Annotated in this window: 9 protein-coding genes; 2 read left to right on the top strand and 7 right to left on the bottom strand. The window is 40.5% G+C overall.

Features of this window, described 5'->3' with window-relative positions:
• Window positions 1-151 precede the first annotated feature (151 nt).
• The 5 genes from secF to queA form a co-directional block, all read right to left on the bottom strand.
• The gene (secF, locus tag J5X91_RS15915) at window positions 152-1,099 is read right to left on the bottom strand and encodes a protein translocase subunit SecF (protein ID WP_208835212.1); all 948 of its coding nucleotides are present in this window, start codon (window positions 1,097-1,099) and stop codon (window positions 152-154) included.
• A gap of 9 nt (window positions 1,100-1,108) precedes the next feature.
• Window positions 1,109-2,968 (bottom strand): protein translocase subunit SecD, encoded by a 1,860-nt coding sequence (gene secD, locus J5X91_RS15910; RefSeq protein WP_182676997.1) that lies wholly within the window; start codon window positions 2,966-2,968, stop codon window positions 1,109-1,111.
• Window positions 2,969-2,987: 19 nt separating this feature from the next.
• Complete coding sequence (gene yajC, locus J5X91_RS15905) at window positions 2,988-3,323, bottom strand: preprotein translocase subunit YajC (protein WP_011327033.1); 336 nt, start codon at window positions 3,321-3,323, stop codon at window positions 2,988-2,990.
• A 26-nt stretch (window positions 3,324-3,349) separates the two neighbouring features.
• Window positions 3,350-4,477: a tRNA guanosine(34) transglycosylase Tgt gene (gene tgt / locus J5X91_RS15900; protein ID WP_208835211.1), complete on the bottom strand. Its 1,128-nt coding sequence runs from the start codon at window positions 4,475-4,477 to the stop codon at window positions 3,350-3,352.
• A 150-nt stretch (window positions 4,478-4,627) separates the two neighbouring features.
• Window positions 4,628-5,659 carry a tRNA preQ1(34) S-adenosylmethionine ribosyltransferase-isomerase QueA gene (gene queA / locus J5X91_RS15895; protein ID WP_011327031.1) on the bottom strand — a complete coding sequence of 344 codons (1,032 nt, stop codon included), beginning with the start codon at window positions 5,657-5,659 and terminating at the stop codon, window positions 4,628-4,630.
• A 200-nt stretch (window positions 5,660-5,859) separates the two neighbouring features.
• Here queA and J5X91_RS15890 point away from each other — a divergent pair, with 200 nt between their 5' ends.
• Together J5X91_RS15890 and J5X91_RS15885 are read left to right on the top strand one after the other, a co-directional pair.
• Window positions 5,860-8,391 carry an EAL domain-containing protein gene (locus J5X91_RS15890; protein ID WP_208835210.1) on the top strand — a complete coding sequence of 844 codons (2,532 nt, stop codon included), beginning with the start codon at window positions 5,860-5,862 and terminating at the stop codon, window positions 8,389-8,391.
• A 203-nt stretch (window positions 8,392-8,594) separates the two neighbouring features.
• Window positions 8,595-8,807: a hypothetical protein gene (locus J5X91_RS15885; protein ID WP_011327029.1), complete on the top strand. Its 213-nt coding sequence runs from the start codon at window positions 8,595-8,597 to the stop codon at window positions 8,805-8,807.
• Here the strand turns inward: J5X91_RS15885 and J5X91_RS15880 are convergent.
• Both J5X91_RS15880 and J5X91_RS15875 read right to left on the bottom strand, forming a co-directional pair.
• On the bottom strand, window positions 8,804-9,742 hold the full coding sequence (locus J5X91_RS15880) for a hydrogen peroxide-inducible genes activator (RefSeq protein ID WP_011327028.1): 939 nt from the start codon (window positions 9,740-9,742) through the stop codon (window positions 8,804-8,806). The two genes, J5X91_RS15885 and J5X91_RS15880, sit on opposite strands and share 4 nt — an antisense overlap.
• Before the next feature lie 68 nt (window positions 9,743-9,810).
• Window positions 9,811-11,037, bottom strand: coding sequence for an RNA-guided endonuclease TnpB family protein (locus J5X91_RS15875; RefSeq protein WP_208835209.1), 1,227 nt, complete (start codon window positions 11,035-11,037; stop codon window positions 9,811-9,813).
• Window positions 11,038-11,120: the final 83 nt, after the last annotated feature.

Genomic DNA, 11,120 nt, shown 5'->3' with positions numbered 1-11,120 from the left:
CCTTTGGCGAGAAAATGGCCGAATTATAACAGCTGGCCATCTAATCTGAGAAATTGCACTTATTATCCGAATTTAGGTATTGAATACTTCGCTTTAGTGCAGACAATAAAAAACCGCCCAGATGGGCGGTTAATATCGGCTCACAAATCTATTACGGCATAGCGTCTAGATCAGCACCTTCTTTTTCAATCACTTCTGGTATTAAATCTTCTTTACTTACGCCAAGTGCAATAGCAACTGAGCTGGCAACGTAAATAGATGAATAAGTGCCAATAAACACACCAAATAACAATGCTGTAGCAAAGCCATGAATGGTTTGACCGCCCCAAATAAACAAGGCAATTAATACTAAAATAGTGGTAATTGATGTTACTAAGGTACGATTAAGCGTTTGTGTTAAAGACATATCGATAATTTCTATCGTGTCATCAATACGCACTTTGCGAAAGTTTTCACGAATACGATCAGATACTACAATGGTATCGTTTAGTGAGTAACCTATTACCGCTAATATAGCCGCTAATATGGTTAAATCGAACTCTAAACCTAATACCGAAAATAAGCCTACGGTAATAATAACATCGTGAATTAAGCCGCTTACTGCGCCTACTGCAAAACGCCATTCAAAGCGAAATGCTACATAAATCAAGATACAAATAAGTGCAGTTAACATGGCCAGGCCACCCTGCTCTTTTAAATCTTCACCTACGCTTGGGCCAACAAACTCAATACGGCGCATTACTACGCTTTCGTCTGCTAGCTTTAGTGCAGCAATAACTTGGTTACCAATAACTTCAGCTTTTACGTCATCGCCGCGCGGCGCTAAACGAACTAAAATTTCTTGGCTTGAACCAAATAATTGCACCGATGCATCTGCAAAACCATTTTCGGCAAGTACATCACGCACCTTTTTAAGATCTGCAGGTTGCGAAAAGCCAACTTCAACGGCAGTACCACCGGTAAAGTCTAAACCAAAGTTTAAGCCTTTAGTAAAAACCGCTATAAATGACGCTAAAATTAATAACGTTGAAAAACCCATTGCCACTTTACGAAGAGACATGAAACGTAGGGTTTTGCTACCCAATTTTAAAATTTGCATGGCTACTCCTTAAATTGAAAGTTTATCAACACGTTTACCGCCAATAAATAAGTTGATAATCGCACGCGTACCAACAATTGCTGTAAACATTGACGTTAAAATACCAATTGCTAACGTAACCGCAAAGCCTGCAATTGGGCCAGTGCCCACAGCAAACAAAATAACGGCAGCAATTAAGGTGGTAATATTGGCATCAAAAATTGTGCTAAATGCACTGTCATAACCAAAATGAACGGCTTGTTGAGGGCTACGGCCATCGGCCAGCTCTTCACGAATACGTTCAAAAATAAGTACGTTGGCATCAACCGCCATACCTACGGTTAGTACAATACCGGCAATACCTGGCAGAGTAAGCGTTGCGCCTGGAATTAACGACATAACACCAATAATAAGCACTAAGTTAGCAGCAAGCGCAAGGTTAGCAACCATGCCAAAGCCTTTGTAGTAAATAAGCATAAATGCAAGTACGAATGCAAAACCAAGTGCTACCGCGGTCATTCCTGCTTCAATGTTTTCTTGCCCTAAGCTTGGCCCTACAGTGCGCTCTTCAACTATTTGAATTGGCGCTACAAGTGCGCCAGCACGTAGTAATAAGCTTAAGTTATGTGCTTCTGCTGGGTTATCAATACCGGTAATACGGAACGAGCGATCAAGGCGTGCTTGAATAGTCGCTACGTTAATAACTTCTTCAACCTTAATAGGCGGAAGCGCTTTACCGTTGGCATCTTTTTTACCTGATGGTTTGTATTCAATAAATACCGTGGCCATGCGCTTACCAATAGCTCGCTTGGTAAAGGCATTCATTTTTGCCCCACCTTTGCTATCTAGGGTAATACTTACTTGCGGGCGTTGGTATTCATCGCTACCTGATTGCGCGCCAGTAATGTGGCTACCTTCAAGAATAATACGTTTTTTAAGTACCACCGGGTAACCGTCACGGCTCATGATCATTTCAGTACCCGGTGGGATACGACCTTGAGCAGCAGCGCTAATATCGGCGTTTTCTTCTACTTCGCGAAACTCAAGTGTGGCCGTTGCGCCTAAAATCTCTTTAGCACGAGCAGTATCTTGAATGCCGGGTAGTTGCACAATAATTCGCTCAGCACCTTGGCGCTGTACGTTTGGCTCAGCAACACCAATTTGGTTAATACGGTTACGAATAATCGTTTCGTTTTGCTTGATAGCGTAATCACGAATTTCTTTGAGTTTTTGCTCACTCATAGTCGCATAAAATGCGTTATCGTTACTGCTATCATCTATGTATACATTTAATGGATACTGCGTCTTTAAGAAGCGCTCTGCAGCGTCTTTATCTTCTTCGCTGCGCATTTCTACACGCATACGATCAGAGCCCGCTACACGGCGAACACTGCGATAACGAAGTTTTTCTTCACGTAGGTCGCTACGAAAGTCTTCTTCCATTTGCTCAAGCTGGTTATCAACGGCTGTCGCCATGTCAATTTCCATGGTGAAATGCACACCACCACTTAAGTCTAGGCCTAGCTTCATTGGGTTGCCGCCAACCGCTTTTAACCAAGCTGGTTGCGCTGGAGCCATGTTTATAGCAGAAATGTAATCATCGCTAAGAGAGTTACGCAATAAATCTTGCGCTTTTAGCTGCTCTTCAACGTTTCTAAAGCGAACGAGTATTTGCCCATCTTCGAGTTTCGTTGATTTAACACTAACGTTATGTTTTTTGAGGGTTGCGTTTACTTTGTCTATTACACTGAGATCAACATCAGCACCTTTAGCGCCAGAAACTTGTATAGCCGGATCGCGACCATACAAGTTTGGAGAGGCGTATAAAAGGCCAACGGCTACCACAGCTAAAACAAGTAAATACTTCCAAAGTGGAAACTTGTTTAACACGGGGTCGTCCTTATTATTTTTATAGCGACTTCATTGTGCCTTTTGGCAATACCGCAGTTACGGCTGATTTTTGTACTGTTACTTCTGCTTGCTCGTTTAATGAGATAACAACAAAATCTTTATCATCTGCAATTTTTACTATTTTACCCACTAAACCGCCTTGGGTAAGTACTTCATCACCTTTAGCCATCGCGCTCATTAAGCTTTTATGCTCTTTAACACGCTTAGCTTGCGGGCGATAAATCAAAAAGTAAAAAACCAAACCGAAAATAGCTAACATTATTAGCATTTCCATTCCGCCACCGGCAGATGCAGAACCAGTACTTGCGTGGGCATTCGAAATAAATAAACTCATGATACTTCCTCTTTAATTTTTAAAATTTAATTTGTTATATCTGCAAGCTCTGGCACGTCTTGGCCACGGCGAGCATAAAAATCCTGAACGAACTCATCTAACTTACCTGCGCTAATTGCGTTACGTAAGCCTTCCATAACACGTTGATAATAACGTAAGTTATGAATAGTGTTTAATCGTGCGCCTAAAATTTCGTTACATTTATCAAGGTGATGTAAATAAGCACGTGAGTAGTTTCCACAGGTATGGCAATCACACTCAGGGTCAAGCGGGCCAGTATCTGTTTTATGTACTGCGTTACGTATTTTAACCACACCTGTGGTAATAAATAAATGACCATTACGGGCGTTACGGGTTGGCATAACACAGTCAAACATATCAATACCACGGCGTACCGACTCAACTAAGTCTTCTGGCTTACCTACACCCATTAAATAACGTGGTTTGTCTGCTGGCATTTTGTACGCGCAATGATCAAGAATATTGATCATTTCGTTTTTCGGCTCACCTACCGATAAACCACCTAATGCATAGCCATCAAAGCCTATTTCTTCAAGTCCGGCTTGCGATTGTGCACGTAACTCTGGGTACATACCACCTTGAATAATACCAAACAGTGCGGATGGGTTGTCGCCATGGCCTTCTTTTGAGCGTTTAGCCCAGCGAAGTGACAATTCCATTGAATCTTTAGCTTCTTTTTCGGTAGCAGGGTATGGTGTACATTCGTCAAAAATCATCACGATATCTGAACCCAAGTCGCGCTGTACTTGCATTGATGATTCTGGCGTCATCATAATTTTCTCGCCATTTACTGGGGAGCTAAATAATACGCCTTCTTCGGTAATTTTACGCATAGCACCTAGGCTGAACACCTGGAAGCCACCTGAGTCAGTTAGAATCGGGAAATCCCAATTCATAAACTTATGTAAACCATCGTGTTGCTTAATGATTTCAGTGCCTGGGCGCAGCATTAGGTGAAACGTATTACCTAAACAAACTTGCGCGCCTGTTGCTTTTACTTCATCCGGTGTCATGCCTTTAACAGTACCGTAAGTACCTACAGGCATAAATGCTGGAGTTTCTATTACACCACGGTCAAAAATCAAGCGGCCGCGGCGCGCTTTACCGTCTGTAGTGTCTAATTCAAATTTCATATTGTCCTCAATGTCGGAAAAACAGTCCAACAAGCTATAATTTAACCGCTCGATTCTACCCTTTTTACTGCGTTAATACTATTAACTGCGGTAAATTCAATGCTGATTTAAAAGCAAATAGCCAGCTTAAACAAGTAAATTTTGTGGTGTTTATTTACGGGTTAAAAACATCGCATCGCCATAACTAAAAAAACGATACTGCTGCTCTATGGCGGTGTTATATGCGCCCATAATATTGTTTTGTCCGGCAAAGGCACTTACCAGCATGATAAGCGTTGACTCTGGTAAGTGAAAGTTCGTGATCATGGCATCAACTACATTAAATTGATAACCCGGATAAATAAATATATCGGTATCACCAAAGTAAGTATCTAACTTACCACCGTGTACTTTTGCTGCCGATTCTAGAGAGCGTACAGACGTTGTACCTATGGCAATAACACGCCCACCATTGGCTTTAGTGTTTGCTACAGCAGCAACCACATCATCTGGCACTTCTATGTATTCTGAGTGCATAATGTGCTCATCTACCGTGGCAACACGCACCGGTTGAAACGTCCCCGCTCCCACATGCAGTGTAACAAAAGCCATTTGTACGCCTTTATTTTTTAGCGCGGTCATTAACTTATCGTCAAAATGCAAACCGGCGGTAGGAGCCGCAACCGCTCCAGGCTTTTCGCCGTACACGGTTTGATAACGCTCACGATCAGCCTCGTTATCAGGGCGATCTATATACGGCGGTAATGGCATATGGCCAATATCATTTAATATATCGAGTACGTTTTGGCTATGCTCAAACTCCAGCTCAAATAAGGTATCGTGACGCGCAACCATGGTTGCTTTTGCCTTGCCTTCAAGAATTACTTCGTTGCCAGGCTTTAGCGATTTACTCGCACGTACATGTGCCAGCACTCTATGCTCATCAAGCACACGCTCTACTAACACTTCAACTTTTCCGCCTGACGCTTTTTGACCAAACATACGGGCAGGTATTACTCGCGTGTTATTAAACACCAACAAGTCATTTTCGTTAACTAATTCAAGCAAATCACTAAATACTTTGTGCTCAACTACACCACTTGGGCCATCTAGGCTCAATAAGCGGCTACTTGTTCTGTCTTGCTTAGGAAAACGAGCAATTAATTCGTCGGGAAGGTCAAAGCTAAAATCAGCCACGCGCATAGTTGGTAATCCACATCATTTAAAGTCGCGCCAAGTGTATATCTATCGCTTATGAAGCTCAAGAAATCAGGTAAATTCTCATTAAATTACACTTGTTTTACTGCATTTATTATCAGGCTATAAATACGCTTGTCCTAAGCGGTAAATATCATTACTCTTACTCTTTTGAATAATCGTGATTTTTTAGGGGTACTCTAAACGTGGTAAATCAGCTTAAATTGCTAATATTAAACGCCAGCAGTGCTGAGCGTGGCACTATTCGAGCCACTTTAGAGAAATTAAATGTTTTTGAATTTATAGAAGTATCTGATAGCCAACAAGCTTTAAAAATATTAAAAAAACAAGCCGTTAATATAATTATTACTGGCCTTGATGTAGGTAAAATTGATGGCTGGCGCTTCTCAAGAATGATCCGCTCGGGCTTATTAAACACCCCTAAAAATACCCCAATCTTACTTATTCCCCCTATTTATTGTGAACGAATAGCTGAAACTACTGCCCGCAGCTACGGTATTGATGCAGTATTACCTTTTGAGCGCCAAGACATGCTGCCGCAAGTGCTGGCAAGTGTGCTCGCTAACCATTTAGAAAAAAGCAGTCGTTTAAACCTCTTACTGTTAGAGCCGACTAACACTAAAGCCAATGAAATCAGCAAGCCGTTACTGCTAAACTTTTCGATTACCCATGTTACCTCGAGCCAAGCCGCGCTTAATGCTTATAACCAGCAACAATTTGCAATTGTTTTACTTGATGCAACCGCTGCAAGAGCAGAAGAGTCGAGCGTGCTAGTATCTGAAATTTTACAACATAATCCTATGCAAGCAATTGTAACTATTATAGATAGTGATGATGCAGATTATGCGGAGCAGCTTTTACTTTCCGGCGTAACCGACTTTATACGTGCCCCATACGATCCGCCATTTTTAAATAAAGTATGCGACCATGCAGCGCGTCGCGAAGACTTTATGGTGAGCTACGCTGAATTTGCTAACAAAGTAGAGCAACTGAGCATAAGCGAAGTGCGATACCGAGATTTATTTTCTGCGCATCAACGTATTTTATTGCATTTAAATACTGTCGTTCTGGAACTTGATCAGCAAGGGCTTATTCGCTTTATCAACCCAGCGTGGGAAGCATTAAGTGGCTTTGGTGTTAAATCGACACTACAACAGCAATTAACTAATTTTTGTATTGCTGAATGCCAAGTAAAACTACAAGCAACAATAGACGACATTCTTTGTGGTGGTGAGTACAAACAACAAGTTGAAATAAGGCTACAACATAAAAATGGCAGCCAAATTTGGGTTGAATGTCGGCTGCAGCTCATACAAAACAGCCATAATAACGCCACTATTACCGCCACAATCGACAATATTCATGAACGTAAACAAGCGGAACTGCAGCTGCGCCATTTGGCACTTCACGATACGCTTACTGGCCTGCATAACCGCTATTACTTTGACCAACAGCTGAATCGTATTTGCCAACCTCAGCACACCCATTCAGATATTGAACACGCGCTTATTTATATCGATTTAGATCACTTTAAAATAATTAACGATAGTAAAGGCCATCAACAAGGCGATATTGTTTTAAAAGAAGTAGCGCAATTATTTATAACAAACATAAGTACCGAGCATTTAGTGTGTAGAGTTGGTGGCGACGAATTTGCAGTGATCCTCAAACATACTAACTTGCTTGACGCGCATTTAATTGCCGAAGGTATATGTAACGCGATTGAACAAAATCAATTTAAATCTGAGGAGCAAATATACTCAATCAGTTGCTCAATTGGTTTAACTCAAATTACCGAAAAGAATTGCGACCCGAGCGAATGTTTAAAACAAGCAGATATTGCCCTGTATATCGCTAAAAATTTAGGTCGGAATTTAGTGCATTGCTATGCAAAACAAGATGCCCATAACAATACGCTACAGACTGGCTTAGAGTGGGGACATGGTATTCGCCAAGCGCTGCAACAAGATAGTATTGAACTGCATTACCAACCAATTTGGGATTTTAGGCGCAATGAAGTGGCTTACTTTGAGGTGCTGCTGCGCTTAAAAATAAATGATGAGCTAATTTTTCCTAATCAATTTATTCCTTCATTAGAAATGCTAAACGATACTTTTTTAATGGATCAATGCGTTATTCGTAACACAATTGCTAATGTTGCCCTCTACCCAGAACTTAACCAAGTAGCTATAAATCTCTCTGCGCAGTCATTTTTAGATGAGCGTTTAGTGCCATTAATAGAGTCAAATTTAGCAAAGTATCAGGTTTTACCAACACAAATAATTTTTGAAATTACCGAATCAGCCAGCATTAACAACTTAGCAGCTACGCGTAAAATGATTGAAAAACTCAATATTTTAGGCTGCCACTTTTCGATTGACGATTTTGGCACCGGCTTCAGTACTTTTAACTACTTGAAACAACTGCCAGCACAGCATGTAAAAATTGATGGTTCGTTTGTTTGCGATATGCTCAACGACCCTATTGATTTAGCACTAGTAAAGGCCATTAACGACATTAGTCATTCACTCGATAAGCGCTCTGTGGCTGAATATGTAGAAACCGAAGAAGTATTTTTTGCATTAAAAGAAATTGGCGTTGACTACGGCCAAGGCTATTTTATAGCTCGCCCTACGCCTATTGAAGGCGTTAAAAGTGAACTTGAAAAGATTTTAAAAAATAAAACGTTTTACCAACAACTACCTAGCAAAAAATAAACAGCTGTAAACAAAATTAAGCTCTTTACTACTATCATAATTATCTTTCTCGGCTATACTTTACTTACAAATCAGCAAATGTCGCGCAATTGATACGATAAGCGCAAAAAAACGTGACATTATAAATCAGCCTAAATAAGACGACAATTTTTTGGATGTTGGATGTTGGATGTTGGATGTTATTAGAGTTTAAGGAGGTAAATATGACACAGCTAGTTGTTTTATTACTACTTATGCATTTTGCAATTGCGTTTCAGTGTTACCGATATGCACACATTAAAGGTTATCCGGTTCGGGTATTTACTGTATTAGGGCTAGTGCCTTACTTTAATCTGGTTGTTTGGGTTTATTTGCTTTTTTTACCTAAACTAGAACCATATGAAAGCCATAACCATGAAAACAAGCAGCTATCTTAGCTGCTTGTTGCTGCCTCTTTAGCAAAGTCTAAACTACACTGGTGTTTTAAAAACACCTCTAATTGCTGGCTGAACAATTTAAAGTCGCGAATTCGTCCGGTTGTTTTACGCCACAAAATACCAATTTCACGGTATGCCTCATTCGCCGATGGGGTTGCTAGCATATTTTTATTATCTAAAATGCCGGCATTAATCGCCATTTGCGGTAAAAAGGTCACCCCCAACTGATACTCCACCATGCTCAATAAAGTATGCAAGCTGGCTGCTTCAAACGGGTTTATACAGCTGACACGGTTTAAATGACATGCACTAAGCGCGTGCCCGGTCATACAGTGCTCACGTTCTAGTAAGAACACGCTGGCGTCGGGTAATAAGTTAAAGTCTTGCACGTTCTTTGCTGGCGTGTAATCTTTGTGATGTACCAAACTAAAATGATCTCTAGCTAACACCTGAGTATGAAACTTATCGGTTTGATACGGCAGTGCTAATAAGGCTAAATCTATCTGACCATGCTCTAATTTATCGAGTAACTTATCGCTAGTATCTTCTACTAATACCAGTTCTAAATCGCAAAATTCTTGCTTACAAAAATGATACAAAGGCGCGGCAATAAAGCTCGCAATAGTAGGAATAACCCCTACGGTTAACTTACCACTCAGCGGCGTTAAAAAGCTTTTAGTGAGCTCTTTTAAACTAATTGTGTCGTGAATAATTTTGCGCGAACGTTCAACTACTTCCTCACCAATGGTGGTAAACATTAAACTGCGGTTTTCACGTTCAATAAGTTGGCAGCCTAGTGTTTCTTCTAAGTTTTGAATGGCTGTACTTAATGTTGATTGGCCAATAAAGCACGCACTAGCAGCGCGGCCAAAATGTTGATATTGATGTACTGCAAGTAAATACTGCAGCTGTTTTATACTCGGAAGATTAGTCATTTTGTCTTTCCACAAGTGAACTACTCAGCGACTAAAGATCACTGGGCTTCTACAATCTAGCTTTTGGGCTAGGCTGCTACTTTTTTCTCAGATCCAACAGCTAACTCCGATAACTCGAAGACTTTAGTTTTAATAGCTGATTTCTGCTGAGATATGGGGTTAACCCTTGCGACAATTCCAGCCGCAATTAAATCTAATTCACCTGTTTTAGCTATACTTTTTGCCGCAGATAAGTCGCGACCTTGATATGTCCTGCAAGCCAAACAAGTGAAATTTCTATCTTTCAGTGTCAAAACATGATGCTGGCCGCATTCACTGCAAATCCCTGTGGATTTTTCAAATCTGCCAATTTCATGATAGATCTTACCTTCAAGCTCAGTTTTATACTTTGAAAGCTGAGTGATGAGCCCCATTACGTTGTCGGCCACCATACTGCCATTAAATTTCTGCATTGCTTTTACATTTAAATTTTCAAAAATTAAAATATCATTTTCATTGGTTATCTGTCGTGAAATTTTATGCGCAAAGTCGAGCCTTTGCCTTGAGATTTTACCATGTAATTTATTGATGCGTTGTTTTGTTTTGTGCCAGCGATTAGAACCTTTTTTACGGCGTGCAAGCTGGCGTTGCAATTGATTCAGCTTCTCTTTTGATTGCTTTAAAAACTTTGGATTATCGGCAACATAACCGTTTGAGCCAACAACCGTCTGCTTTGAGTTAATATCAAAGCCTGTAATTGTTTTTAACACGCGAAGCGCGGCCTTGCATTCCACTTCTTGAGTTATACTACATTCCCATTTTCCGTGACGATACTGAACAGTCACGGTCTTGATTTTACTTGCTAATTTGCGATGTAAAATAATCGGAACTCTGCCGATTTTAGGGACACTAATAGCACCATTTTCAATGCGAATACAGTTGGAGTTGTTAACCGCCCGAAACGAGTCATTGTGAAGTTTTTTCTTTTTGTAAGTGATTTTATGCTTTGGAAAGCGTTGCAAACGACCTTTAGAGAATGCATTTTTCAACGCGGTTTCCAAGTCGCGAGCAACTTGCTGAGCCGCAGCAGAATCAAACGCTTTTATCCAATTAAACTCTTCAAAAGGCTTTAGCTCTTTAAGAACCGAGGCCATGTCTTTGTAAAACAAAAACGTTTTATCATACTCATATCGCCGCATGTTTTCAGATAACAACATATTCCAAATGCCTCGCGAAGTCGCGCCAAACTCAAAGAGTTTAACTTCTTGCTCTGGCGTTGGATTTAGCCTGTAGTTGTATCTAAGCGTCTTTTTCATACACTGTATAGACTACTGTATAAGCTCAGGTTGTCAAGATGCAATATGACAATAAATCGTATTGTCAATATTTAATAGAATTA

This window comes from Pseudoalteromonas sp. K222D (assembly GCF_017653575.1).
Lineage (GTDB): Bacteria > Pseudomonadota > Gammaproteobacteria > Enterobacterales > Alteromonadaceae > Pseudoalteromonas > Pseudoalteromonas nigrifaciens.
Note: the sequence above shows the minus strand (reverse complement) of the source record. Positions and strands in the feature narration are given on the sequence as shown.